The sequence below is a fragment of the Arthrobacter sp. NPDC093139 genome (assembly GCF_044754165.1).
GTDB lineage: Bacteria > Actinomycetota > Actinomycetes > Actinomycetales > Micrococcaceae > Arthrobacter.
The window spans coordinates 1-26,304 of sequence record NZ_JBIVOO010000003.1; the positions used below are offsets into that span (position 1 = coordinate 1).

Below are 26,304 nucleotides of genomic sequence, written 5' to 3' on the forward strand. Positions count from 1 at the left end.
CCACAGGGGCGGACAGGCCCGGCAAATCAACCAATTCATAAAAAATCGGTATCAACAAACTTGGCACACTATTGAGTTCTCAAACAACAGACACATTCGAATACTTCTCGAAACAATTACAATTGAATTTGCAATTTACTTTGTTTCGCATTTCTTCGCTGCGATGTTTATAGCTTATTTCATTCATATTCACTTTGCAAATCCGGGTTGTTTCCCAGAAATTCACTTCGTAAACCGAATCCGCCCAGCACTATTGGAAGCTCTTCTTCATTTTGTGCTTGGCACATGAGGAATTGCTTCTCAGTGAAGGGGGTTTGTCACCACTCAGCGGCGGCGACTCAGAAGACATTACACGCTCCCCCGCGGCCGTGCAAATCGGCCTCGGAGGAGCGTGCAATGAATGCTTGCTGGTGCTAGATGCCCGATACCTGCACGGTGGCCAGGTGCTTTTTGCCCCTGCGCAACAGCAGGTATTTTCCGTGCAGCAGTTCGGACGCAGGAATGACAGCGTCCGGATCCGACACCTTGGCGTTGTTCACGTAGGCACCGCCCTCGCCGACAACCCTCCGTGCAGCGGACTTGCTCTCGGACAGTCCGGAGGCGACGAACAGGTCAATGATGCCAAGGCCTGCTTCGTCCACTGAGGCGGACGGCAGCTCGGCCGTTGCGGCGGCGAGGGTCTGCTCGTCCAGCAAGGAGAGATCACCGTTGCCGAACACCGCAGCCGATGCTGCAATCACCTTCTCGGTGGCCTCGACCCCATGGACCAGGGACGTGACTTCGTAGGCAAGCTTCCGCTGGCCTTCACGTGCGAATGGACGCTCGGCTATGGACACGGCCAGAGCCTCGATCTCTGCCCGGGTCAGGAAAGTGAACACCTTCAGCCGGTTGACAACATCGGCGTCGGCGGTGTTCAGCCAGAACTGGTAGAAGGTGTACGGGCTTACCATGGCAGCGTCCAGCCAGATGGCGTTGCCTTCGCTCTTGCCGAACTTTGTGCCATCGGCGTTGGTGATGAGCGGGGTGCCGAGTGCGTGTACGGTTTTTCCCTCCACCTTGCGGATGAGCTCCGTGCCGCTGGTGAGGTTGCCCCACTGGTCCGACCCGCCAGTCTGCAGCACGCAGCCGTAGTCGCGGTACAGGTGGAGGTAGTCCATGCCCTGCAGGATCTGGTAGCTGAACTCTGTGTAGCTGATGCCCTCCTCGGAATTCAGGCGTGAGGCAACAGCGTCCTTGCGCAGCATGGTGCCCACCCGGTAGTGCTTCCCGATCTCGCGCAGGAAGTCGATGGCGCTCAGGGGCGCCGTCCAGTCCAGGTTGTTGACCATGTGCGCGGCATTGGGGCCTTCAAAGCTGAGGAACCTGCGGACCTGAGCCTGCAGGTAGCCCACCCACTCGGAAACTGTGTCCTTCGTGTTCAGGGTGCGTTCCGCCGTCGGACGCGGATCACCGATGAGACCGGTGGAGCCGCCCACGAGGCCCAGTGGTTTGTGGCCGGCCAGCTGCAGGCGCCTCATGAGGAGGAGCTGGACCAGGTTTCCCAGATGCAGGCTGGGGGCCGTGGGGTCGAACCCGCAGTAATACGTGACCGGATCCCCGGCGAGCAGCTTCTCCAGTTCCACCTCATCAGTGGAGACGTGGACGAGGCCGCGCCATTTGAGCTCCTGCCAGATGTTGGCGAAGCTGGGATCGTTCTGCTGGGATTCGAGGTCGTTTAGTTGTGGCACGCCTTCTAAGTTAGCAGGATCAGCGGCCCGGAGCGCTGGTAGCCAGCTGCCCGGGCCGCTCCCTGCGGCCTTAGCGTTCGATGCCGGCGGGAATCCCCGCAGCCGCGATGAGCCGCAACCGCTGGGTGGGCCGCGTCATGGCCACATAGAGGTCCCCGACACGGCCGTGTTCGTGATTCAGCATCATGGACGGTTCAAGGACCACGACGCCGTCGAATTCGAGCCCCTTGGCCTCCCTCGGGCTGATCACCACAACGTCCTGTTCGTAGCTCCCGGCACCTGTGCCGAGGCGGTGGCCGTAAATGGCGCGCAACGCTGAGGTCGCCTCCTGCAGAAGGTCACCGTCGGCAATCACCGCAAGCAGGCCGCCGTCGATCGCGTCCAGTTCCTCAGGCAGCACTTCCACGAGCCGGCTGACCAGGTTGCCCGGCTCCACGCGGTCGATGATGGGTGACCACCGGCCCTCCCGGACCGCCTTCGGTGCGGACACGACGAGCCCGGCGGCGTTGGCCATCCGCGCAGCCGCCTCGGCGATCTGCGACGGCGTCCGGTAGTTCACGGTGAGCTCTTCGAGCTGCCAACGGTCGCCGAACAAGGGTGCCAGGGCACCCTGCCAGGACTTGGCTCCGGCTACGGAGCTGGTCTGGGCGATGTCGCCTACGATCGTGAAGGACTTCAGCGGGCAGCGCCGTACGAGCAGGCGCCACTGCATGGGTGAGAGTTCCTGCGCCTCGTCCACCACGATGTGGCCGAACGCCCAGGTGCGGTCGCTCGTGGCCCGCTCGGCCGCGGTCAGCCGCGCCTCACGCTCCTGGTTTTGTTCCACGAGGTCCTCGGCGGACATCAGGGCGTCGATACCGGCCGTCTCCATGTTGACGAGCGTCTGCCGGGCGTTGGCCAGGTCGCGGGCACGGTCGTGCTCCTGCTGGGCGAGTCCGCGGCCCGCAGCGGGGTCCAGCTCGCCGAGGAGTTCGGCTGCCTCGTCGAGGAGGGGCACGTCTGCCTCGGTCCAGGGGGCATCAGGGGCGCGGAGCAAAAGCTCACGTTCCTGCGGGGTGAGCTTTGGCGTGCACGCTTCCAGCAGCGCGGGCTTGCTCAGCAGTTCACCGACCAGCTTTTCGGGCGTCATCGGCATCCAGCAGAGGTTCAGCGCAATGCGGACATCCCGTGCGGAGCGGACGTCCTCGGCAAGATAGGACCGGTCTGCATTGTTGCCGATGTTGCCCGCTTCCACGAGCTCCGTGATCTGCTCCGTCAGTTCCCGCAGCAGGATCTTGACGAACGTGACGCGTGCTTCGTTGTGGGGCTTGCCGGTGGAGCGTGCCCGCTCGCGTGCACGGCGGACCTGCCGCGGGGTGAGGACCAGCTTTCGTCCGTCCACTTCGAGGATGCGGTTTTCGGCCGGGATGCGCTGCCGGTTGGCCACGGCGTTGGCAATGACGTCCGCCATGTCCAGCCGCCCCTTGATGGCGGCAACATCCGCCTCAGGCTCGGGGACGGCGTTGATGCCCGGCATGAGCCGGCCGACGCTGGCCATAACGACGCCGGTTTCGCCAAGCGACGGCAGCACCCGTTCGATGTACTTCATGAAGGACGACGACGGCCCTACGAGGAGGACGCCGGCTGTCTTGAGCCTGTCCCGGTGCGTGTAGAGCAGGTAGGCGGCGCGGTGCAGCGCCACGGCCGTCTTGCCTGTTCCCGGTCCACCCTGGACCACGAGGGCACCGGAAATGGAGGAGCGGATGATGCGGTCCTGTTCGGACTGGATGGTGCCGACAATGTCCGACATTCGGCCGGTCCGCTTGGAGTTCAGGGCGGCGAGCAGGGCCCCTTCACCCTGCAGTGAGTCATTGTCCGCCAGCATGTCCGCGTCCAGGACGTCGTCTTCGATGGCCTTGACCTCGCGCCCCTGGAGGATCAGGTGCCTGCGCCGGCGCACGCCCTGGCGGTCGAAGGCCGTGGCCTGATAGAAGTGCCCTGCTTCGGGCGCACGCCAGTCCACCATGAGCCGCTGCAGGTCATCGGTGGTCAGGCCAATGCGGCCGATGTACTGCGCCTCTCCGGAGTCGAGGTCCAGCCGGCCAAACACCAAGCGGTCGTCGACGGCATCGAGTTGAGCCAGGCGGTCCTCGTAGAGGGCCGCGAAGGCGTCGCGCTCGGAAACGTTCTGCATGGTGCCCACCGCGCCTGCGCGGCGCACCTGCGCAAGCTGGGCGCGTTTTTCCTCGCGCAATTCATCAAGCCGTGCATATAGACCGGCTACATAGTCCCGTTCGTGGGCCAAATCGGCGTCGAGCATTAACGTTCCCCTATCGCAAAAGACAGACCGTCCATTCTACAACCATTTCCGTATCCGTGGCGGCTGTTGAGCTGCATACAGCAGGTTATCTGACGGGCGCCCCGCAACGGGGTCAGAGACGCAGCAGTGAGCGCACGCGGTGCCCGGCAAGGGCGGCGCGGCCGCGCAGCTCGCCGAGTTCCATGACGACGCCCACTCCGGAGACGTGGACGCCGCAGCGCTCGAAGAGCCGGACAGCTGCACTCAGTGTTCCGCCGGTGGCCAGGACATCGTCCAGGATCAGCACTCGGCTGCCTGCCGGCAGGTCCGTCGTGTGAAGCTCCAAAGTGGAGGATCCGTATTCCAGGGCGTAGTCCTCGGAGTACACCTCGCGGGGCAGCTTGCCCGCCTTCCGCACGGTGATGACCCCGGTGCCCGTGGCGTAGGCGGCAGCGGCGGCGAGCAGGAATCCACGCGCCTCCACGCCGGCCACGGCGTCGAACTGGCCCTTGAACGGCTCCACCAGGGCACCCACGACCGACCGCAGCGCCGGGCCATTGGCGAAAACCGGAGTCAGGTCCTTGAACATAATCCCCGGCTTCGGATAGTCCGGCACCGTGGCGCAAAGCCCGGTGATCAGCTCGTCCACGGGAACGGATTTCGGGGCCGGTGTCTGCTCGCTGTAATTCACCCGTCCAGCCTACGCGGAGCCGGGCGCGCCTTCGCCGCCTTGTAGCGGGACACCGTGGGGTCCCCCGTCAGCCAAAAGCGCCACGGATAGTCGTGCGTGCCGCCGTGCCCGGCAACGCCCACCCGGGGACCAGTGCTGACGTGCGCGGCCGGTGCAGGCGGCAGGGCCAAACCGAACGGCGGGCTCAGGGCGTCCCTTCCGCTGTCCTCGGTGGTCAGCCCGAGCGCTGTGGCGAGCCGGGCCGGACCGCTGGCCAGGTCCTTGGCGGATTTCGATGTGGGCCGCCGTGCGAGGGCCAGTTCCCGGCCCTCAACTATTTCGCCGGCGCGCAGCAGGACGGCGGAGGCGTGGCCGGCGGGCCCGCAGACGATGTTGGCGCAGTGGTGCATGCCATACGTGAAATAGACGTAGAGGTGGCCGGCTGGACCGAACATGGGGGCGTTCCTGCGGGTGGGGCCGCGGTAGGTATGGGAGCCGGGGTCAGGGTGGAGGGAGTCCACGGGGCCCATATAAGCCTCCAGCTCGGTGATGCGGACAGCTACGGCGCCCTGGACACTCGTGTAGGTCAGGACGGCCCCCAGGAGCAGCGGGGCGATTTCCCTCGCATCGCCGGACAGGAACTGCCGCAGGGGTCCGCTGGTGGTCATGCTTCCGACTTTACCCACGGGTGCACCCGAGGATGCATGCCGGACTGGCCCGGTTTTGCGGCTCTTTCCGCAGCAGTGGAAGCGGGAGGCCGAGGCCGAGCGCGCAAAGCTGGGCTGGTCCGGCTCGGCACTCCAGGCGGAACGGCCATGTCCGATTTCCGCTAGCCGCGCTTCCTGCCGGCTGACAGGATGGAGTCATGGACTTCTGGCAGCGCTACCGCGCCATCGACGCGCGGGACACCCGTTTCGACGGGCAGTTCTACACGGCGGTGCGAACCACGGGCATCTATTGCCGGCCGTCGTGCCCGGCGAGGACGCCAAAGCCGGAGAACGTCACGTTCTACGAAACGTCGGCAGCCGCCCATGAAGCCGGCTACCGTGCCTGCAAGCGCTGCCTGCCCGAGGCAGTGCCCGGGACCCCCGCATGGAACATCCGTTCGGACGTTGCGGGGCGTGCCATGCGGCTCATCAACGACGGCGTGATCAACCGTGACGGCGTGGAAGGGCTGGCCGCCCGCCTGGGATACTCGTCGCGGCAGTTGAACAGGATCCTGAGCCATGAGCTCGGCGCCGGTCCGCTCTCGCTGGCACGGGCCGGCAGGGCACAGACTGCCCGCACGCTCCTGGTATCCACGTCCATGAAACTCGCGGACATCGCGTTCGCCGCCGGCTTCAGCAGCGTGCGCCAGTTCAACGAGACACTCGGCGAGGTGTTCGCCATGACGCCAACGGCACTTCGCGCCACAGCGCACCATCATCCGGCGCCGGCGGCCAGCACTGCGCTCACGCTGAATCTGCCCTACCGGAAGCCCTTCGACCCTGGGATCTTCAGCTTCCTTGCCGTCCGCGCCATCCCGCGGATCGAGGCCGGAACGCCAACGTCGTACGGCCGCTGCCTGCGACTGCCGCACGGAGACGCCCGGTTCACCCTGGAGTACGGCGCTGATGCTCCCGCGCGGCCGCTGGTGCTCGCCATCGCTGCCGTGGACCTGCGTGATCTTCCGGCCCTGCTGAGCAGGGTGCGCCGCCTGTTCGACCTTGACGCCGACCCGGTGGCGATCGACGAGGCCCTCGCCGGAGATCCCCGGCTCTCCCGGGCGGTGGCCGCCACACCGGGCATCCGGATGCCCGGCGCCCTCGATCCGCAGGAACTGCTCATCCGGGCCATGATCGGCCAGCAGATTACGGTAGCCGCGGCACGGACGGCGCTTACGCAGCTCTCCGCCGCGGGCAATCCCAGCGCTGTGCCGGGCGACGGGCTGGACAGGCTGTTTCCCACCCCCGAGCAAATCGCAGCAACCGCCAGGGAACTGCTGCGCGGACCGCAACGCAGAATAGACTCACTGGTGGCAGCCGCAGCTTCACTGGCATCCGGTGAGCTGGAACTGGGCTACGGGGATGACCTGCCCGGGCTGCGGTCGAAGCTGCTGCCGCTGCCCGGTGTCGGCCCTTGGACTGTGGGATATGTGGCGATGCGGGTCATTGGCGCCCCCGACATCTATCTGGCCAACGACGCCGCGGTCCGCAACGGGATCCGGGCGGTGTCAGCCGGCAGGGTGTCCGATGGGCTGGGCGCCGAACCTGCCGCTGCCCTGTCCTCCGACTTCTCCGAGGTCAGCCCGTGGCGGTCCTATGCCACCATGCACCTCTGGAGGGCCGCGGCGGCAGCCGCGAAGACCGGCACGCCAGGGACCAGCGCGCCGAAAGCGGGCACGCCAACGACCAGCACCCCGAAGACCACCATCACCCCAACTATCGCCGCAAGGGCACTGACATGAAGGCACAGAACATGAGCGTTGAGCACACGGGCACGGCCATCACGGCGCAGCTGCTCACCATGGCCACTCCGGACGGCCCGTTTACGATCATCGCCCGCGACGGTGCGGTGTTAGCGTCCGGCTGGACTGCGGACGCCAGCGAACTCACCGGCCAGATCCATCCGGAGCTGCTGCCGGTTGCCTTCAAAACCGTGGACGGCCTCGGTGCCATTTCCGCGGCCGTGGAGGCCTTCTATGCCGGCAACCCGGGGCCGGCGATGAGCGTGCCCGTACTGCAGAAGTCGGGTCCGTTCCGGGCCCACGCCTGGGATGTCCTGAGGACTGTCCGACCAGGAGCGCCGGTAACCTACACCGAGTATGCGGAGCTGTCCGGCAACGCCAAGGCGGTGCGCGCCGCGGCCAGCGCCTGCGCCTTCAACGCCGCGGCGCTGTTCGTGCCGTGCCACCGCGTGGTCCGCACGGACGGCACGCTCGGTGGTTTCCGGTGGGGGCTGCGGATCAAGGAAAGCCTGCTGGCCCGCGAAAAAGACACCGATAAAGACGCATTGCGGGCGGGCTGACGGCGCCTACTTGGCCTGGGGCACGTTGGTCTGGGGCACGCCGGACGGCCACGGAAGCAGCTCCGGCAGGTCAACATCGTCGGCTGCTGCGGAGGCACGCAGGCTGCCCAGGGACGGTTGACGTCCCGCGAGCCAGGCGGCGATATCCGTGACCATCCCGCTGATGACCGTGGAACGCCCGCCGGTCCCGATCGTCACCGGAGGCAGGCCCAGCGGCTGGAGCAGGAACCTTTGCCCGTCCGGCACGCGGGCGGACAGAAAGTCGAACAGGTGCCCACAGAATTGCCTGCTCCAGGTTTCCGGCCCGCGTCCCGTGCCGAGATCAGAGCCATGGATGACGAGTTCGCGCCAGAGGGCGAGGCCGCCGTCGAGCACTAGGCCCCCGCGGTACGCAATGGGCACCTGCCAGCCGGCCGCATCCAGGGCGTCAAATGCACGCAGCGCACGGTCCAGGGCAGCACTCAGGTCCGCACGGTGCTCGTCCAGGCTGTGGCCGGCGGACATCTCGATGGCTTTGGTGCGGCCTTCGTAGCCGCCGTCATACAGCTCCACGGACTCCCCGCGGGAGGCATATTCGAGCTGCCGGGCCATTGCGTTCGCGATGCCGGCGATGTGCGCCAGGACATGTCCCCGCGTCCAGCCGGGCAGTTCAGAAGGCGCCGGGACGTCACCGGCGGTGAGGCGTGCCGCCTGGGAGGCGACGGCGTCGGCCGCTTTGTGCAGTTCCGTAAGCACCGTGTCAGGTGTGATTGCGCTCATGCCGCCATAGTAGCGGAGCCGTTAAATGCAACAAGATGGCACTTCACGGCAGTGTTGTGTGTGAAAACCGCCGCGAAGTGCCATCTCGGGGAACAAAAACTACCCCGCGTACTCGCGTACACCGGCAAGCTCCGCTTCCAGCGCAGCCAGCTGGCGTTCGACGGCGGCCGGCGCGGTGCCGCCCTGGGAGTTGCGGCTGTTGAGCGAACCCTCCGTGCTGAGGACCGTGCGGACCTCGGGCGTCAGGTGCGCGGAAATGGCAGCGTACTCCTCATCCGTCAGGTCCCAGAGCTCGACGTCGCGGCTTTCGGCCTGTTTCACAGCGGCACCCGAGAGTTCGTGCGCCTCACGGAACGGAACGCCCTGGCGGACCAGCCACTCGGCGATGTCCGTGGCCAGCGCGAAGCCCTGCGGCGCCAGCGATTCCATCCGCTCGGTGTTGAACTTCAGGGTGGCGATCATGCCCGAGACCGCCGGCAGCAGGAGCTCCAGGGTGTCCGCGGCGTCGAACACCGGTTCCTTGTCCTCCTGCAGGTCGCGGTTGTACGCCAGCGGCAGGCCCTTCAGGGTGGCAAGCAGGCCGGTCAGGTTGCCGATCAGTCGTCCGGCCTTGCCGCGTGCAAGTTCCGCCACGTCCGGGTTCTTCTTCTGCGGCATGATGGACGATCCGGTGGAGTAGGAGTCGTGCAGCGTGACGAAGGAGAACTCCTTAGTGGCCCACAGGATCACTTCCTCCGACACGCGGGACAGGTCCACACCGATCATGGAGCAAACCCAGGCGAACTCGGCGAAGACATCGCGGGAAGCGGTGCCGTCGATCGAGTTGTGGACTGCCGAGAAGAACCCGAGGTCGGCCGCGACGGCCTCCGGGTCCAGGCCCAGCGAGGAACCGGCGAGGGCGCCGGAACCATAAGGCGAGACGCCGGCGCGCTTATCCCAGTCCTGCAGCCGCTGCACATCGCGCAGCAGCGCCCACGCGTGGGCCAGCAGGTGATGGCTCAGCAGTACGGGCTGGGCGTGCTGCAGGTGGGTGCGCCCCGGCATGGCCACGCCGGGGTGGGCCTTGGCCTGCTCCACAAGCGCGTCGATTGTGGCCAGCACTCCGCGGGCGATGATCCGGGCATGGTCGCGCAGGAACATGCGGCCGAGCGTGGCCACCTGGTCGTTGCGCGAACGCCCGGCGCGGAGCTTGCCGCCCAGCTGAGTGCCGGCGCGCTCGATCAGACCGCGCTCCAGCGATCCATGCACGTCCTCGTCGGATTCCGCCGGCAGGTAGGCGCCGGACGCAACGTCCTCGTCCAGCTGCTTGAGGGCCGACAGCATGCCCTCGAGCTCGGAGTCGTCCAGCAGCCCGGCCTTGTGCAGCACGCGGGCGTGGGCGGTGGAGCCGGCGATGTCGTAGCGGGCCAGCCGCCAGTCAAAGTGCGTGGACTTGCTCAGCGCCGCCAGGGCGTCCGCGGGGCCGCCGGCGAACCGGCCGCCCCACAGTGCTCCCTCATTTGTAGCGGACGCCATTTACTGCCCCGCGACGCGGATGTCGCGGCCGGAGGCAACCTTGGCGGACATGCCCCACAGCTCGATGAACCCGCGCGCCATCGACTGGTCGAAAGTGTCGCCGGTGTCGTACGTGGCGAGGTCGAAGTCGTACAGCGAGGTCTCGGAGCGGCGTCCGTTGACGATTGCCTGGCCGCCGTGCAGCACCATGCGGATGTCGCCGGAGACGTACTTCTGGGTGTCTTCAATGAAGGCGTCCAGGGAGCGCTTGAGCGGGGAGAACCACTGGCCGTCGTAGACCAGTTCGGCCCAGCGCTGGCCAACGGTGGCCTTGAAGCGTGCCTGCTCACGCTCGATGGTGATGTCCTCGAGGTGCTTGTGCGCGGTGATCAGCGCCATCGCACCCGGAGCTTCGTAGATTTCCCGGGACTTGATGCCCACGAGGCGGTCCTCGACGACGTCGATGCGGCCCACACCCTGCGCGCCGGCGCGGCGGTTGAGTTCCTTGATGGCCTGCAGCGGGGTGACCTTAGCGCCGTCGATGGCTACCGGAATGCCGGCTTCGAAGGAGATGGTGACTTCATCCGGTGCCGGCGGGAACTCCGGGGTGGCGGTGTAGTCGTAGATGTCCTTGGTAGGGGCGTTCCAGATGTCCTCAAGGTAACCGGTCTCGACGGCGCGTCCCCAGACGTTCTGGTCGATCGAGTACGGATTCTTCTTGGTGGTCTCGATCGGCAGTCCCTTTTCCTCGGCGAAGGCGATGGCCTTGTCGCGGGTCAGGGCGAGGTCGCGGACCGGAGCGATGCACTTCAGGTCCGGGCCGAGGGTCTGGATGCCCACTTCGAAGCGGACCTGGTCGTTGCCCTTGCCGGTGCAGCCGTGGGCCACGGTGGTGGCGCCGAACTCGCGGGCGGCCTTGACGAGGTGCTTGACGATCACGGGGCGGGAAATGGCGGACACCAGCGGGTAGTGGCCCTGGTAGAGCGCGTTGGCCTTCAGGGTGGGCATGGCGTATTCGTTGGCGAATTCGTCGCTTGCGTCGGCCACGTAGGCCTCCACGGCGCCGCAGCCCAGGGCGCGCTGGCGGATGGTCTCCAGCGATTCGCCGCCCTGTCCGACGTCGACCGCCACGGCGATGACCTCGGCGCCGGTCGCTTCACCGATCCAGCCGATGGCTACGGAAGTATCGAGGCCACCGGAGTAGGCCAGAACAATACGTTCAGTCACGTCAAATGCTCCTTAGTTGGTTGGTTGAACTTGTTTGTCTGGTGAAAAGCCTGTCACACCGCTGTGCCAGGCCAAATTCTTGAATGGTACTGTCCCGGCCTACTGGCCGGCTTCCTCCGCGAGCTGCAAAAACCGCGCGGCGAGTTCCGGCCCGCCCTGCGGATCGCGGGCGACCAGCAGCACGGTGTCGTCTCCGGCGATGGTGCCGAGGACGGACGGCATGACCGAATGGTCTATCGCCAGGGCCAGGAAGTTCGCCGCCCCGGGGGGTGTGCGGAGCACGGCGATGTTCGCGGACGCCTCGGCAGTGACCAGAAGTTCGCCGCACAGCCGGGCGAGCCGCGCGTCGAGGATTTCCTGGCTGACCCCGCTCTTCGCTGCCCGTTCGCCACCCTCGCCGGGGACAGCGTAGACCAGCACGCCTTCCTTCCCGCGGACCCTGACAGCTCCGAGCTCCACGAGGTCACGGGACAGCGTGGCCTGGGTGACCTGCACGCCGTCGTCCGCGAGCAGGGCTGCAAGCTCCGCCTGGGACCGCACCGACTCGCCCGTCAGGATCGCGGTGATCCGCGCCTGCCGGGCCGTCTTGGTGGCCGGGCTCGCGCCCGGCGCGGGTGGCTGGACAGACAACTAGGCCTGCCCTGCCACCGGCGACAGTCCGTCAACAACGGCCAGTCCGGACCGGTGCATGAGCCAGGCCATCAGTGCCTTCTGGGCGTGCAGGCGGTTTTCCGCCTCGTCCCAGACAATCGATTGCGGGCCGTCGATGACGGCAGCCGAGATCTCGTAGCCGCGGTAGGCAGGAAGGCAGTGGAGCACGACGGCGTCTTCCGCCGCCAGTGCCATGGCGGCCTCGTCGACGGAGTACTCGCGGAACAGCTGGAGCCGGGCCTCCTTTTCGGCCTCCTGTCCCATCGAAACCCACGTGTCGGTGGCGACGACGTCAGCGCCCTTGAGCGCTTCCGCGGCGTCCGTGGTGACAAGCACAGAGCCGCCCGTCTCTGCTGCCCGCTCTTCCGCTGCCGCGACAATGTCGGCCGCCGGCAGGTAGCCTTCAGGACCGGCGATGCGCACATGCATCCCCGCAGTGACGCCCGCCAGCAGGTAGGAGTTGGCCATGTTGTTGGCCGCGTCCCCGAGGTAGGCCATGGTGAGCCCCTTGAGTTCGCCCTTGTGTTCCTTGACTGCCAGCAAGTCAGCCAGCAGCTGGCAGGGGTGGTAGTCATCGCACAGCGCATTGATGACCGGGACCTTGGAGTTCTCCGCCATGGCGACGAGGCCCGAGTGGGCGCCCGTGCGCCACACGATGGTGGAGACCATGCGCTCAAGCACCTTGGCCGTGTCCTCCACGGATTCCTTGTGGCCGATCTGTGCCTCACCCGGGTTGATGATCAGGGCGTTGCCGCCCATGTCCGCCACGCCGGCGGCGAACGAGACCCGGGTACGGGTGGACGTCTTGTCGAAGATAACGGCGACCGTCTTCCGGCCGCTGCCTTCCCCCGCGAACGGCTGGACGCTGTAGGGCTCCGCCTTCAGGCGGACGGCCAGCTCGAGGACCTCGGCCTGCTCGGCCGGGCTCAGGTCGGTGTCCTTGAGGAAGTGGCGGGTCATGGCTTTGGGAGTAGCTTCTGAAGTCACTGTGCGTCCTTTGCGGTTTGCAGGATGACGGGAAGGGCGGCCAGGAAACGGTCCGCCTGCTCCTCCGTAAGGATCAGGGGCGGGGCGAGCCTGATGGTCCGCGGGCCCGGGCTGTTGATGATGAACCCGGCATCGAGGCCGGCGGTCACGGCCGCGGGCGCCACGTCCGTATCCAGGTCAAAGCCGATCAGCAGCCCCTCCCCGCGGACCTCCGTGACACCGTCGACTGCGGCCAGGGCAGTGCGGATGTGCTCCCCAACCGTCCGGACGTTGCCCAGCACCTGCTGGCTTTCGATGGCGTGCAGGGTGGCCAGGGCCGCTGCCGTGGCCACGGGGTTTCCGCCAAACGTGGTGCCGTGCTGGCCGGCGGACAGGAGCGACGACGTTTCCTCGCCGAATGTGAGGAGCGCTCCGATGGGGAAGCCGCCGCCGAGTCCCTTGGCCAGGGTGACGGCGTCGGGGACAATTCCGGCGTCCTCGCTCGCCAGCCATTTTCCGGTGCGGCCGATGCCTGTCTGGACCTCGTCCAGGACCAGCAGGGCCCCTGCCTGTGACGTGAACTCGCGTGCGGCTTCCAGGTACCCGGCCGGAAGGGGCCGGACCCCGGCCTCGCCCTGGATGGGTTCCAGGAAGACCGCGGCCACGGTGTCGTCCACGGCGTTGCGGAGCGCTTCGATATCGCCGAATGGGATGTGCTCCACACCGCCGGGCATCGGCTCGAAGGGTGCCCTGTAGGCTTCCTTCGCCGTCAGGGCAAGCGCGCCCATGGTCCGGCCGTGGAAGGCACCCTCGAGCGCGATGATCCGGGTTCGGGGCTTGCCGTTGGAGCCGGTGGAATTCCGGCGTGCCAGCTTGAACGCGGCCTCGTTGGCCTCGGTTCCGGAATTGGTGAAGAACACCTTCGAGCCGGCCGGCGCCTTGCTCAGCGCGAGGAGTTTCTCGGCCAGGGCGATCTGCGTGGGGCTTGTGAAAAAGTTGGAGACATGCCCCAGCGTGGCCAGCTGGCTGGCAATTACCGACGTCACGAACGGATGGGCGTGTCCCAGGGCGTTGACAGCGATGCCGCCGAGCAGGTCCAGGTACTCCTTGCCGTCAGCATCCCAGACGAGGCACCCTGCCCCGCGGACCAGGACGCGCTGCGGAGTGCCGAACACTCCCATCAGCGAGGACGAGTAGCGGGCCAGCCACTCGGCTCCGCTGGAGTGCCCGGCTATGGCGTCGGCGGGCGTTTCCGCGAGTTCAGCTTCTGTGGGGTTCATGCGTTCGTCTCCTCGTCCGGGACCACCTGCGTGCCGATCCCCGCCGTCGTAAATGTCTCCAGCAGCATCGAGTGCGCGAGCCGCCCGTCCACGATGTGTGCCCGTTCCACGCCCCCCTCGACAGCCTTCAGGCAGGCCTCCATCTTGGGGATCATGCCGGATTCCAGCGAGGGCAGCAGGTCGCGGAGTTCGGACGCTGTCAGGGACGAAATCAGGGACGAGCGGTCCGGCCAGTTCGCGAAGAGGCCTTCGACGTCGGTCAGGATGACCAGTTTGGAGGCACCGAGGGCTTCGGCCAGCGCGGCTGCCGCGGTGTCCGCATTGACGTTCAGGACCTGCCCGGTGGTCTGGCCGCGCTGTCCTCCGTCTGCCGTGCCGTCCCGGGTAATTTCCGGGGCAACCGTGGAGATCACCGGGATGCGGCCCGCGGCCAGGATGTCCACGATGCCTTCGGGGTTGACGCCCACCACTTCGCCCACCAGGCCAAGGTCCACCTCTTCGCCGTCCACCACGGTTCCCGTGCGGACTGCCCGCAGCAGGCCGCCGTCTTCACCGGACATGCCCACGGCGTAAGGCCCGTGGGAGTTGATGAGGCCCACGAGTTCGCGGCCCACCTGGCCGGTGAGGACCATGCGCACCACATCCATCGCCTCGGGGGTGGTCACACGCAGGCCGCCCTTGAACTCGGACTCGATGCCCAGCCGGCTCAGCATGGCGTTGATCTGCGGGCCGCCGCCGTGCACCACTACGGGGTGGATTCCCACGTGGTGCAGGAAGACGACGTCTTCGGCGAAGGCGCGGCGCAACTCGTCGTTGACCATGGCGTTGCCGCCATATTTGATCACCATGGTGGTTCCGGCAAAGCGCTGGATCCAGGGCAGTGCTTCGATCAGCGTGCCGGCCTTGCCTTGGGCGTCACGCATGGACGTGGTCTCGCGGGTCTTGGTGTTCATGCTGCCGTTTCTCCAGGAGGGCTGGTGGATCTAGCTTGAGTACGCGCTGTTCTCGTGCACGTAGTCGTGGGTGAGGTCGTTGGTCCAGATGGTGGCTTCGGCGCTGCCGGCCTGCAGGTCGATCTCCACGTGCACTTCGCGCGGTTCGAGGTCCACCAGCTTGCGGTCCTGGCCGATGCTGCCGTTCTGGCAGATCTGGATGCCGTTCATGGAGACGTTCAGGGCGTCGGGGTCAAAGACGGCGTCCGTGGTTCCGACCGCGGACAGGACACGGCCCCAGTTCGGGTCCTTGCCGAAGATGGCCGCCTTGAAGAGATTGGACCGGGCCACGGCCCGGCTGACGGTTTCGGCATCGCGTTCGCTGGCGGCATTGAACGTCCGGATGGCAATGTCGTGGCTGGCGCCCTCGGCGTCGCCGATCAGCTTGCGGGCGAGTTCGGCGCATACCTGGGTGAGCCCCTCGCCGAACGTCGCGGGAGACGGCACGGCACCGGAGGCCCCCGACGCCAGCAGCACCACGGTGTCGTTGGTGGACATGCAGCCGTCGGAGTCCGCCCGGTCAAAGGTGACGCGGGTGACATCGCGGAGGACGAGGTCGAGCATTTCGGCCGGGACGTCGGCATCCGTGGTGAGGACCACCAGCATGGTGGCCAGCCCGGGCGCGAGCATGCCGGCACCCTTGGCGATGCCGCCGATGGTGAACCCTTTGCCTTCCGCATCCGCTCCGCTGAAGACTGCCTGCTTGGGCACCGTGTCCGTGGTCATGATGGCCGCTGCGGCCTCCGCACCGCCGTCCTCACTGAGGGCGGCGGCAGCGGCGTCGATCCCAGGGACGATCTTGTCCATGGGCAACTGCTCGCCGATCAGGCCGGTGGAGCAGACAAAAACGTCGGTGGCGGAAATACCGAGGACCTCGGCCGTTTTCTCGGCCGTCGTGTGCGTGTTCTGGAAGCCCTGCGGCCCGGTGCAGGCGTTGGCTCCGCCAGAGTTCAGGATGACGGCGTCCACGCGGCCGTCAGACACCACCTGGCGCGACCAGTGGACGGGCGCGGCGGCCACGCGGTTCGACGTGAAAACGGCTGCCGCCGCCTTGGAGGGGCCGTCATTGACCACAAGGGCAAGGTCCGGGTTTCCGGAGGCCTTAAGGCCAGCCTTGACGCCGGCAGCGCGGAATCCCTGGGGCACGGTAACGGTCACGGGGCAACTCCCTGCAGGTTGAGGCCGGCGGTTTCGGCCAGGCCGAGGGCAATGTTCATGGACTGCACGGCGCCACCCGCGGTCCCCTTGGTCAGGTTGTCGATGGCACAGGTGACGATCACGCGTCCGGCGTGCGCATCGAAGGCGAGCTGCATGGCCGCGTGGTTGGACCCCTGCACGGATTTTGTGGAGGGCCAGTGGCCTTCCGGAAGCAGGTGGACGAACGGCTCGTCGTCGTACGCCTCGGTCCACGCGCTGCGGAGCTCATCGGCCCCGACACCGGGCTTGACCCTGGCGGTGGCAGTGGTCAGGATGCCCCGGCTCATAGGGGCCAGCGTGGGAGTGAAGGACACGGTCACGGCCTCTCCCCCGGCATTGGACAGTCCCTGCTCGATTTCCGGAGTGTGGCGGTGGCCGCCGCCGACTCCGTAAGGGCTCATGGATCCCATAACCTCGGCACCGATCAGGTTGACCTTGGCGGCCTTGCCGGCCCCCGACGTGCCGGAGGCGGCGACGATGACGACGTCGTCCCCCTGGAGCAGCCCGGCGGCGAAACCGGGCGTGAGTGCCAGCAGTGCCGACGTCGGGTAGCAGCCCGGGACGGCGATCCGCGTGGCGCCCTTCAGCTTCTCCCGCTGCCCAGGCAGCTCGGGCAGGCCGTAGGGCCAGGTGCCTGCGTGCGCGGAGCCGTAGAACTTTTCCCACGCACCAGCGTCCTCCAGGCGGTGATCTGCTCCGGCGTCAATCACTACCGTGCCTTCAGGCAGCTGCGCAGCGATCTCCGCGGATGCCCCGTGCGGCAGGGCGAGGAATACGACGTCGTGCCCGGACAGGTTCTCCACCGTGGTGTCCTCAAGAATGCGGCTGGACAGGCCATGGAGATGCGGCTGCAGTTCGCCTAGTCTGGAACCGGCGTTGCTGTGCGCTGTGATGGCACCGATGGTGACGTCAGGGTGACCGGACAGAAGGCGGAGCACCTCGCCGCCGGCATAACCGCTCGCGCCGGAGACGGCAACAGAAATAGTCATGCCAACGACTATACAGCAAGACTATGCATAGATCCCGATATTTATGCATCGATTGTCTACGCTCTGCCAGAACCGCCCTGCCAGGCCCCGCGACGGCGCGAAACTCCGCGCAGGACGTGCGTGGGGCACGGCACACGAGGTGCGGAAGCGTATGCTTGGCGGAGGGTGATCCAGTCCGCGCGGCCGAATGTCGGCTACAGCGTTGCCCGTAAACAGTTACGAGGCATACCCTTCATGACGCCCACCATCACGTCCGAGCGTCCGCAGCCGCAGATCACTAAGCCAAGCAGGGTGCGCCAGGCCAACGCCGTAACCCAGAGCTACTCCGAGCTGCTCAAGTCCGTGCGTGCGGCAGGTCTCCTGGAACGACGCCAGGGCTTCTACATCACCGTTTTCTCCAGCCTGGTCGTCCTGATGACGGCAACCTGGTTCGGCTTCGCGCTGATCGGGCAAAGCTGGTTCCAGCTGCTGATCGCCGCAGCGCTCGGCATCATCTGCACCCAGCTGAGCTTCCTGGCCCACGAAGCGGGCCACCGCCAGATTTTCGCCTCCCGACGGGCCAACGACTGGTCGGCGCGGCTGATAGCCACCTCCGTGGCGGGCATCAGCTATTCCTGGTGGGCCCAGAAACACGGCGCCCACCACAACCACCCGAATGTCATCTCCAAGGACCCGGACATCGCTCCCGGCGCCATTGTTTTCCACACCGAAGCCGCGGCGGAACGGCAGGGACGGCTGTCCTTCCTCACACGCAAACAGGGCTGGTTTTTCTTTCCGCTGCTGTTCCTCGTGGGCCTGGGCCTGCAGATCGATTCAATCCGCTTCATCTTCCAGCGCGCCAAAGTCACCCACCGCTGGGTGGAACTGCCGATCCTGCTGGCGCGGCTCAGCGTCCTTCCGGTCCTTGCCTTCTCGTTCCTGCCGCTTGGCATGGCCTTCGCCTTCATCGGTGTGCAGCTCGCCGTCTTCGGCTTCTACATGGGTGCCTCCTTCGCGCCCAACCACAAAGGCATGCCGGTCCTTCCGGCAGACAGCCGCGTGGACTTCCTGAGCCGGCAGGTCCTTACCTCCCGCAACATTTCAGGTGGCCGCTTCATGGATATCCTGCTCGGCGGCCTCAACCGCCAGGTGGAGCACCACCTGTTCCCCGACATGGCGCGTCCCCAGCTGCATAAGGCGACGGCGATCGTGCGCCAGTACTGCGACACTCACGGCATTCCCTTTACCGAGACAACGCTCACGGCCTCCTACGGCATCATCGTCCGCTACCTCAACGACGTCGGCCTCTCGGCCGGGCGCCACTTTGAGTGCCCCATGGCGACGGTTACCCGCCGCTACTGACGCACAGGCAGCACAGCCTACGCAGCGGCGAGATAACCGGCCCATGCCGTCGCGCATGTAGTCGGCGACGTCCGCCTGGGAAATGGCAACGTCCAGGACGACGAGGCCTTCGGCACCATCGCCCGCCCGTGTATGCCCAGAAGGCAAGACCCCCGGTACAACGGTGCTGCCTATCTTCTGGTGTGGCTTTTATCGCTGGTTTTTGTCACAGCCTTGACGGCCGTGAATGTGGCGGGTGTGCGCAATTTCGGTGAATTTGAATTCTGGTTCGCCATCCTCAAGGTCCTCGCCGTCGGCGCCTTCATCCTGATCGGTGCGGCCCTCATCTTCGGGTGGCTCCCCGCCGTCGCCTCCCCCGGCCTGTCGAACCTCTTTGGGAGCGGGGGATTCGCGCCCCCGGGAGTGGGCGGCATCGCCTCGGCGCTGCTCGTGGTGGTTTTCGCGTTTGGCGGTACGGAAATCGTCAGCGTCGCAGCCGCAGAAACCGGCCAACATCCAGCCAGCGATTACACCCTCAACTGTGAAGAACCCGTTAAGCGTCCTGGCCGGTTGCTGGTCGCACGCGTCGAGATCGAAGTCGGCGCCGCTGACGCCTGAGCCCGCAAAAGTAGTAGAGCCTCGCTCCTTCTGGTGCGGGCTCTCTTCTTTTTGAAAGTGAGCGTTTGACCGGGCGGCTCCCCGACACCTAAATGGGCTCTTCCTACCCGGGGCGAGGGTGGGACACCGCAACTCGGCAGAACCACATAACTGGCGAAGGTCCTACACGCGGACAGCGGGACCAACTCGTGGCTCCGCCGCGCAGCTATACCCATCCGCATCCGGTTCCGCTCCGAACAACACATGTCTCTGGACCGATCCGGCCTACACCAGAGGCGGCGACACCTGCCACGAGACCGGAACCGATGAACAACCTGAAACGAGCGCGCATGACCTCCACCCCAGACTTCGACCGGTTTCTTTACGAGGCCATTGCCTCCGATCGGGAAGCAGGAGCCGGACTCGGGCCCGACTCCCTGTACGGTCTCTACACGAGTTGGTGCATGATGAGTCGCTCCCCTATCGCCTCGCCGGAGGCCCTGTTCAGAGCGCTCAAAGAGCATGGCATCAGTCCCTGGAGCAATCGCCTTGCCATGACTGGTCCGGCCGCGACCGATTACATCCTGGCCAGCGCACCAAGCCTCGTTTGAAGCAGCCACCCCGACTCTGGCCACGGCTGCCACGCTCCCCTAAGTCCTGCGCCATCAGACCACTCCTGGTGCCCCCGTGGCAGGCAGTCGGCCCCTGGCCGGGGCTCTCTTCCAGCCAGCAACACGCCTTGGTCAGCTGTTCCTTCCCCGCGCCGCAACCGTCCATCGGCCTGCCGGTGCCCCCTGGTGGACGACGGCCACCTCGTCCACCAGGTTCATGGTCAGGCACACATGGTTGGGGATCACCCTGAGCACGTCTCCGCGGCCAGGCAGCGGGAGCCCCCGAGGCCATTCCACCGTGGCGTGGTGTTCTGACAGCGCGGTGATTCTGGCATCCGGATGGTCAAGCAGCCTGCCATAGCCACTGGCCCAGGCCGGACGGTCGCTGCCCAGGACCTTGCTGCCGGCATCGATGATGAAGCGTCCGGGTTCGCCCGGTTCCGTCCGGTGGTGGCTGACCACCGTGCTGGCCACCGTCAGCGCGATGTCCCCGGTGCCGCAGCGCCCGAGCTCGAGCTGCTGGGCATCACCGAACACGTAGACGCCGGGGCGCAGTTCTGTTGCTGCCGTCTCGCCTTCGAGCAGGGCAGTGGGCGTGGATCCGCCGCTGATGGTTCTTGCAGGGAAGCCCGCGGCCGCCAGACCGTCGGCCCCTCGGCGCAGCGCCTCATCCTCCTGCCGGACCGCTGCGAGCGGCATCCCTGGCGCGTAGCTGTGGCCGGGAAACGTGAAGACGCCGGCAACGTCCAGCCCGACATCGGCGGCCGCGCGGGCAACCGCGGGGGCGTCGTCCGGGTGGACTCCGCTGCGGTGGTGCCCGCTGTCGAGCTCCACCAGGACCGAAATCCTGCCGGCAGCGGCTCCGAGGTTTTGCCCCATGAACGATGCGCTTTCCGCCGAGTCCACTCCCACCGTGATGCTGCTGGACTCCGCGAGTGTGCGCAGCCGTTCCGCGCGGGGTGCTGTCACCCACAGCGGGTAGGCAATGAAGATGTCGCGAACCCCGGCCTTGGCGAAGACTTCCGCTTCACCGATGGTCGCGACGGTCAGCCCGACTGCCCCTGCCGCGAGTTGCCGCTCGGCTATCTCCAGAACCTTGTGGGTCTTGGCGTGCGGGCGGAGCCGAAGTCCGCGGGCCAGGGTTGCGGACGCCATCCGGGCGATGTTCCGGTCCAGGACGTCGACGTCGATCATCACTTCCGGGGTGATGATGCCGGGAGGGATCACAGCCGTGACCGGGACGTGTTGGTTCTCGTTTCCCCGGGCGTTGACGGTAGGCATCTATTCCCCTTCGTGACGGCGGCCCCTCCTCATGTTATGGGCTGAACCGACGGGCTCGGGTCACCGGGGATGCCATGCCGCGGGAACCGATGCGGCTGTCGTCCGGCTTCGCCTCACGCGCCGCCCTCCTTAGGATGGACTGAGCATCCGGCAGCCGGAAGTCCCGGCCCGGGAAAGGAGAGATTCCATGACGCACGCCATCGTCGCCCAGCAGCCGGGCGGACCGGAGGTCCTGGACTTCACGGAGATTGACCGCCCCGTTCCCGGCCCCGGCCAGCTGCTCATCAAGGTGGCGGCAACCGGCGTGAACTTCATTGACACGTATCAGCGCGGCGGCATGTACCAGGTTCCCTTCCCCTTCACTCCGGGGTCTGAAGCGGCAGGCACCGTCGAGGAAGTCGGCGAGGGCGTCGAGGATTTCGCGGTCGGCAGCCGGGTTGCCACGGCAGAGGGGTCGAAATGCTACTCCGGCTACACGGTGCTGGATGCGGCCAAGGCCCTTCCTGTGCCGGACGGCGTTGACGACCTCACAGCCGCAGCACTGCCGCTCCAGGGCATGACGGCCCATTACCTCATCAATTCCTCCTTCAGGGTGGAACCGGGCCACACGGTGCTGACGCACGCGGGCGCCGGCGGAGTGGGCCTGCTGCTGACCCAGTTGCTTAAGGAACGGGGCGCACGGGTCATCACCACAGTTTCCTCGGACGCCAAGGAGGAGCTCGCCCGGGAGGCCGGCGCCGACCATGTGATGCGTTACGAGGGCTTCCCGCGCCACATCCGCGAACTGACCGGAGGGAAAGGCGTGGACGTGGTGTACGACGGCGTGGGCCGAAACACCTTTGACGGCTCCCTCTCCTGCCTGCGGACCCGGGGAACGCTGGTCCTTTTCGGCGCCGCTTCGGGTGCCGTTCCGCCGGTGGACCCCCAGCGCCTGAACTCCGGCGGATCGTTGACTCTGACCCGTCCTTCACTGGGGCACTTCCTGCTCAATGCACAGGAGCGCCACTGGCGGTCGGGTGAGATTTTCGCCGCGGCGGCGAACGGGCACCTCAAGGTCCGCATCGGCGGCACCTATCCCCTGGCCGAAGCCCGGCGGGCCCACGAGGACCTCGAAGGGCGGCGCACCACAGGCAAGGTACTGCTCGTTCCCTGAGTACAGGGCAATCCCTGAATACTGGGCAAGGCCGCCATGTGAACATCCGGTGAAGCGCGCTACCTTTTGTTCATCTTGGCGGGAGAGAATCCCCCGGTGAATGAGCAACTCCCGGAGACGAACCGAACCGCAAGCCTTGGAGCGCACGGAACCGCGGCCGCCGCAGTCCACGCCGCCCAGTTGCGCGGTTCGTGGTCAGCCCCTCCGGAGCGGACACTGGTGGACATACTGCAGGAGACTGCGGCCCGGTATCCGGACGCATCGGCGCTGGATGACGGCCGGCAGTCCCTGAGTTACGCGCAGCTGATGGCGGCGGTCCGTGCCGAGGGCCGCCGCCTTCATGCGGCGGGCCTTGGCGCCGGTGACAGGATCGGCGTCAGGATCCCGTCCGGAACCAACGAGCTCTACATATCAATCCTCGCCGTCATGATGATCGGAGCGGCCTACGTTCCGGTCGACGCCGACGATCCGGACGAACGCGCCAAGCTCGTGTTCAGTGAGGCGGGCGTCGCCGGCATCCTGCGCGCCAAAGGCGACATTGTCACCGACAAGGAGCGCCCGCGCCCCTTTCCGGCGCCCCGGCCGGCGACCCCCGACGACGACGCCTGGGTGATCTTCACGTCAGGTTCCACGGGGACACCCAAGGGTGTGGCGGTCAACCATCGGTCAGCGGCCGCCTTCGTCGACGCCGAGGCGCGGATCTTCCTGCGAGAAGATCCCATCGGCCCCCAGGACCGCGTTCTTGCAGGCCTGTCCGTGGCCTTCGACGCCTCGTGCGAGGAAATGTGGCTGGCATGGCGCCACGGAGCATGCCTGGTGCCGGCGCCGCGTGCACTGGTCCGGACCGGGATGGATCTGGGGCCGTGGCTGATCAGCCACGGCATAACGGTGGTGTCCACGGTGCCCACTCTCGCGGCGCTCTGGCCCGCCGAGGCCCTTGAAAACGTCCGGCTGCTGATCTTCGGCGGGGAGGCGTGCCCGCCGGAACTGGCTGAACGGCTCGCGGTGGAGGGCCGCGAAGTCTGGAACACCTATGGGCCGACCGAAGCGACAGTGGTCGCCTGCGCCGCTCCCCTGGGAGGCACCGGCCCGGTCCGGATCGGGCTGCCCCTCGATGGCTGGGACCTCGCCGTGGTCGGTTCCGACGACGTTCCCGTCGCCGAGGGCGGAATCGGCGAATTGATCATCGGAGGCGTGGGCCTGGCCCGCTACCTCGACCCGCTCAAGGACGCGGAAAAGTACGCCCCCATGCCGGCGCTGGGGTGGGACCGGGCCTACCGCTCCGGCGACCTGGTCCGCTACGAACGCGAGGGACTAATCTTCATCGGACGCGCCGATGAACAGGTCAAGCTAGGCGGCCGCAGGATCGAACTCGGTGAAATCGACGCCGCACTCCAGTCGCTTCCAGGCGTGGCGGGTGCGGCTGCTGCGGTACGCACGACGGCGGCAGGCAACCAGGTCCTGGTCGGTTACCTCGCCCCCGCCGGCGGTTCCGACCCGGATCTGGCGGCTGCCCGGGAGCTGCTGCTCGCCACGCTCCCAGCTGCGCTGATTCCGCTGCTGACCGTTGTCAGCAGCCTGCCCACCAAAACCAGCGGCAAAGTGGACAGGCATGCGCTGCCCTGGCCGCTGCCCGGAGCCGGCGCCGCAGACGCGGAGGCCGCCCCGCTCAACCTGCCCGACGACGCGCAGTGGATCGTGGAGCAGTGGGCGGCGGTCCTGGGAAGCAGCGTGGCAAACCTCGACGCGGACTTCTTCGCCCACGGCGGCGGCTCACTGGCGGCAGCCCAGCTCGTGTCGGCCCTCCGCGTCCGCTATCCCACGATCACGGTGGCGGACATCTACGCCACTCCCCGTGTTGGCGCCCTCATCGACACCGCCCGCCAGTCACTGCCGGACGGCGTTGCTGCCGGTCCGGCACCGGTGCGGCCGGTGCGGCCCACCGCCCGCAAGTCGCAGGTGTTCCAGACCCTGATGGGAGCCCCTCTGCACATTCTCGTGGGAATGCGCTGGCTGACCTACCTCATGGCAGCGAACAACCTGCTGGCGGCATTTGCAGGTTTTACGGCGGCTCCGGTGCTCTCCTGGTGGTGGATCGCAGCGTCCTGGCTGGTTTTTGTCAGCCCGCCGGGACGGATGGCCATCTCGGTCACCGCGGCCCGCCTGCTGCTGCGCGACGTTGTCCCGGGCACGTACCCGAGGTCCGGACGCGTGCATCTGCGCCTCTGGTTGGCCGAGCAGATCCAGGACCTCTCCAGCGCCATCAGCCTTGCCAGCGCACCATGGGTTCCGTACTACGCCCGGGCGCTCGGTGCCAAGATCGGGAGCAACGTCCACTTGCACTCACTGCCGCCCGTGACGGGTTTCCTGTCGCTCGGCAACGGCAGCAACGTGGAGCCCGAGGTGGACCTTTCCGGCTGGTGGATTGACGGCGACCAGGTGCACATCGGCCAGATTCACGTTGGCGCCGGGGCATCGGTCGGTGCCAGGAGCACGCTCATGCCCGGGGCGAGCATCGGCGCCGGCGGGCAGGTGGAGCCAGGCTCCGCTGTGCTTGGCAAAGTCAAAGCCGGGCAGCTGGTGGCGGGATCTCCCGCTGAACGCCGGGGCAAGGCCAAGCGGGACTGGCCGGATTCCACGCCGCCGGGCTCCCTCATGGGCAGGCTGTGGTTTGCAGCCTTTGCCGGCGCCTCCGCGGTCCTGGCCATGATCCCCTACATCTCGGCGCTTGCGGCAGCGCTGGTTGTGTTTCTCTTCATCAGGGGAAACGAGTCCCTGGCCAGCTCCTGGCCCCAGCTCCTGGCCTCGCTGCCGCTGGCGGCCCTGACGTGGTTCGTGGCCAACCTGCTGCTGGTCCTGGCGGTCACGAGGCTGTTGGGGATAGGCCTGGCGGAGGGCCACTACCGGGTACGCAGCCGCATCGGTTGGCAGGTGTGGGCCACCGAGCGGGTCCTGGACATGGCCCGGGACCTGCTCTTCCCCATCTACGCGAGCCTGTTCACGCCGGTCTGGCTGAGGCTGCTGGGCGCCAAAGTGGGCAAAAACGTTGAGGCGTCCACGGTCCTGCTGCTCCCCAAGATGACGACCGTGGGCGAGGGGGCCTTCCTCGCGGACGACACCATGGTGGCATCCTACGAACTGGCTGGCGGCTGGATACACATCGCCCCCGCCAAGATCGGCAAGCGCTCGTTTCTGGGCAATTCGGGCATGACCGCCGCCGGGCGAAACGTACCCAAGAATTCGCTCGTGGCGGTACTTTCGGCGACGCCGAGCAAGGCCAAGTCGGGAACGTCGTGGCTCGGCAGCCCTCCCGTCAGGCTTAGGCGCACGGCCATTGCGTCGGACAACACGCGGACTTACCGGCCGCCTGCCAGGTTGAAGGCAGCAAGGATGCTGTGGGAGCTGTGCCGCTTCGTCCCGGTCATGCTGACGGTGGCCTTGGCGATAGGCGTGATGGCCGTCTTCGATTGGCTGGCAGCCCAGCTGGGCTATGCGGCCACGGCAGCGCTCGGAGGACTGGTGCTCATGGTCGTCGGGGGCATTGCGGCAGGAAGCGCCGTGGCGGCCAAATGGCTCCTGGTCGGACGAATCAAGCCGGGGGAACATCCGCTGTGGAGCTCCTTCATCTGGCGCAACGAGGTGGTGGACTCTTTCATCGAGATGGTCAGCGCCCCGTGGTTCGCACGGGCAGCCACCGGCACCCCGGCCCTCGTCTGGTGGTTGCGTGCCCTTGGCGCAAAGATTGGCCGCGGAACGTGGTGTGAGAGTTACTGGCTTCCCGAGGCCGACCTCGTGAGTCTAGGCCACAGCTCGACGGTTAATCGCGGCTGCGTCGTGCAGACGCACCTCTTCCACGACCGCATCATGAGCATCGACGCTGTTACGCTCGAAGACGGCGCCACCATGGGACCGCACGGTGTCATCCTGCCACAGGCACGGATCGGTGACGGCGGAACTGTGGGCCCGGCATCACTGGTGATGCGCGGGGAGACCGTCCCGGCCGCAACGTACTGGATGGGCAACCCCGTGACCCCCTGGACGGGACCGGGGGTTCCCGCGCGGCGCCTCAAGTAGTTGCCCGCAGGAATACCGCAAGACCGTCCGAC

21 protein-coding genes and 1 pseudogene are annotated in these 26,304 nt (G+C 66.8%); 8 read left to right on the forward strand and 14 right to left on the reverse strand.

Features of this window, described 5'->3' with window-relative positions; all coding sequences use genetic code 11:
- Positions 1-289: hypothetical protein (locus tag ACIP90_RS05910; protein ID WP_400577720.1), on the forward strand; the 289-nt coding region annotated here is incomplete at its 5' end.
- A gap of 124 nt (positions 290-413) precedes the next feature.
- Here the strand turns inward: ACIP90_RS05910 and tyrS are convergent.
- From tyrS to ACIP90_RS05930, 4 genes are all read right to left on the reverse strand, one after another.
- Positions 414-1,727, reverse strand: a complete 1,314-nt coding sequence (tyrS, locus tag ACIP90_RS05915; protein ID WP_400577721.1) for a tyrosine--tRNA ligase — start codon at positions 1,725-1,727, stop codon at positions 414-416.
- 70 nt (positions 1,728-1,797) lie between these two features.
- Positions 1,798-4,026, reverse strand: a complete 2,229-nt coding sequence (locus ACIP90_RS05920) for a HelD family protein (protein WP_400577723.1) — start codon at positions 4,024-4,026, stop codon at positions 1,798-1,800.
- A 112-nt stretch (positions 4,027-4,138) separates the two neighbouring features.
- A complete protein-coding gene (locus ACIP90_RS05925; RefSeq protein WP_400577724.1) occupies positions 4,139-4,696 on the reverse strand; it encodes an adenine phosphoribosyltransferase in 558 nt (185 codons plus the stop codon).
- Positions 4,693-5,343 carry a DNA-3-methyladenine glycosylase gene (locus ACIP90_RS05930; protein ID WP_400577725.1) on the reverse strand — a complete coding sequence of 217 codons (651 nt, stop codon included), beginning with the start codon at positions 5,341-5,343 and terminating at the stop codon, positions 4,693-4,695. The genes ACIP90_RS05925 and ACIP90_RS05930 overlap by 4 nt, the downstream gene beginning before the upstream one ends.
- Before the next feature lie 197 nt (positions 5,344-5,540).
- Between ACIP90_RS05930 and ACIP90_RS05935 the strand changes: the two genes are divergently transcribed.
- Both ACIP90_RS05935 and ACIP90_RS05940 read left to right on the forward strand, forming a co-directional pair.
- Positions 5,541-7,121, forward strand: a complete 1,581-nt coding sequence (locus ACIP90_RS05935; RefSeq protein ID WP_400577727.1) for an AlkA N-terminal domain-containing protein — start codon at positions 5,541-5,543, stop codon at positions 7,119-7,121.
- A 38-nt stretch (positions 7,122-7,159) separates the two neighbouring features.
- Positions 7,160-7,681 (forward strand): methylated-DNA--[protein]-cysteine S-methyltransferase, encoded by a 522-nt coding sequence (locus tag ACIP90_RS05940; RefSeq protein ID WP_400578292.1) that lies wholly within the window; start codon positions 7,160-7,162, stop codon positions 7,679-7,681.
- Positions 7,682-7,687: 6 nt separating this feature from the next.
- On the opposite strand, the gene ACIP90_RS05945 is transcribed toward ACIP90_RS05940, so the two are convergent.
- The 9 genes from ACIP90_RS05945 to argC form a co-directional block, all read right to left on the reverse strand.
- Entirely contained in the window at positions 7,688-8,440 is a 753-nt protein-coding gene (locus ACIP90_RS05945) for a maleylpyruvate isomerase family mycothiol-dependent enzyme (protein WP_400577728.1), read from the reverse strand.
- Positions 8,441-8,539: 99 nt separating this feature from the next.
- Positions 8,540-9,955: an argininosuccinate lyase gene (gene argH, locus ACIP90_RS05950; protein WP_400577729.1), complete on the reverse strand. Its 1,416-nt coding sequence runs from the start codon at positions 9,953-9,955 to the stop codon at positions 8,540-8,542.
- Positions 9,956-11,161 (reverse strand): argininosuccinate synthase, encoded by a 1,206-nt coding sequence (locus ACIP90_RS05955; RefSeq protein ID WP_400577730.1) that lies wholly within the window; start codon positions 11,159-11,161, stop codon positions 9,956-9,958.
- A gap of 99 nt (positions 11,162-11,260) precedes the next feature.
- Positions 11,261-11,791, reverse strand: coding sequence for an arginine repressor (locus tag ACIP90_RS05960; protein ID WP_400577731.1), 531 nt, complete (start codon positions 11,789-11,791; stop codon positions 11,261-11,263).
- Positions 11,792-12,772: an ornithine carbamoyltransferase gene (gene argF, locus ACIP90_RS05965; RefSeq protein ID WP_400578294.1), complete on the reverse strand. Its 981-nt coding sequence runs from the start codon at positions 12,770-12,772 to the stop codon at positions 11,792-11,794.
- A gap of 23 nt (positions 12,773-12,795) precedes the next feature.
- Positions 12,796-14,058 (reverse strand): acetylornithine transaminase, encoded by a 1,263-nt coding sequence (locus ACIP90_RS05970; protein WP_400577732.1) that lies wholly within the window; start codon positions 14,056-14,058, stop codon positions 12,796-12,798.
- On the reverse strand, positions 14,055-15,011 hold the full coding sequence (gene argB, locus ACIP90_RS05975) for an acetylglutamate kinase (protein ID WP_400577734.1): 957 nt from the start codon (positions 15,009-15,011) through the stop codon (positions 14,055-14,057). The genes ACIP90_RS05970 and argB overlap by 4 nt, the downstream gene beginning before the upstream one ends.
- A gap of 30 nt (positions 15,012-15,041) precedes the next feature.
- A complete protein-coding gene (gene argJ / locus ACIP90_RS05980) occupies positions 15,042-16,208 on the reverse strand; it encodes a bifunctional glutamate N-acetyltransferase/amino-acid acetyltransferase ArgJ (RefSeq protein ID WP_400577735.1) in 1,167 nt (388 codons plus the stop codon).
- Positions 16,205-17,236 (reverse strand): N-acetyl-gamma-glutamyl-phosphate reductase, encoded by a 1,032-nt coding sequence (argC, locus tag ACIP90_RS05985; RefSeq protein ID WP_400577736.1) that lies wholly within the window; start codon positions 17,234-17,236, stop codon positions 16,205-16,207. The genes argJ and argC overlap by 4 nt, the downstream gene beginning before the upstream one ends.
- A 234-nt stretch (positions 17,237-17,470) precedes the next feature.
- On the opposite strand from argC, the gene ACIP90_RS05990 reads away from it, so the two are divergent.
- The 3 genes and pseudogenes from ACIP90_RS05990 to ACIP90_RS06000 all read left to right on the forward strand — a co-directional run bounded on the left by ACIP90_RS05990 (position 17,471) and on the right by ACIP90_RS06000 (position 19,764).
- A complete protein-coding gene (locus ACIP90_RS05990) occupies positions 17,471-18,577 on the forward strand; it encodes a fatty acid desaturase family protein (protein ID WP_400577737.1) in 1,107 nt (368 codons plus the stop codon).
- A gap of 162 nt (positions 18,578-18,739) precedes the next feature.
- A pseudogene (locus ACIP90_RS05995) lies at positions 18,740-19,069 on the forward strand (amino acid transporter); the annotation flags it as partial.
- 410 nt (positions 19,070-19,479) lie between these two features.
- The gene (locus tag ACIP90_RS06000; protein ID WP_400577738.1) at positions 19,480-19,764 is read left to right on the forward strand and encodes a hypothetical protein; all 285 of its coding nucleotides are present in this window, start codon (positions 19,480-19,482) and stop codon (positions 19,762-19,764) included.
- 132 nt (positions 19,765-19,896) lie between these two features.
- On the opposite strand, the gene ACIP90_RS06005 is transcribed toward ACIP90_RS06000, so the two are convergent.
- Positions 19,897-21,045 (reverse strand): D-TA family PLP-dependent enzyme, encoded by a 1,149-nt coding sequence (locus ACIP90_RS06005; protein ID WP_400577739.1) that lies wholly within the window; start codon positions 21,043-21,045, stop codon positions 19,897-19,899.
- Between the two features lie 187 nt (positions 21,046-21,232).
- On the opposite strand from ACIP90_RS06005, the gene ACIP90_RS06010 reads away from it, so the two are divergent.
- Both ACIP90_RS06010 and ACIP90_RS06015 read left to right on the forward strand, forming a co-directional pair.
- The gene (locus tag ACIP90_RS06010) at positions 21,233-22,198 is read left to right on the forward strand and encodes a quinone oxidoreductase family protein (protein WP_400577740.1); all 966 of its coding nucleotides are present in this window, start codon (positions 21,233-21,235) and stop codon (positions 22,196-22,198) included.
- Positions 22,199-22,294: 96 nt separating this feature from the next.
- A complete protein-coding gene (locus ACIP90_RS06015) occupies positions 22,295-26,272 on the forward strand; it encodes a Pls/PosA family non-ribosomal peptide synthetase (protein ID WP_400577741.1) in 3,978 nt (1,325 codons plus the stop codon).
- The last annotated feature ends 32 nt before the right edge of the window (positions 26,273-26,304 follow it).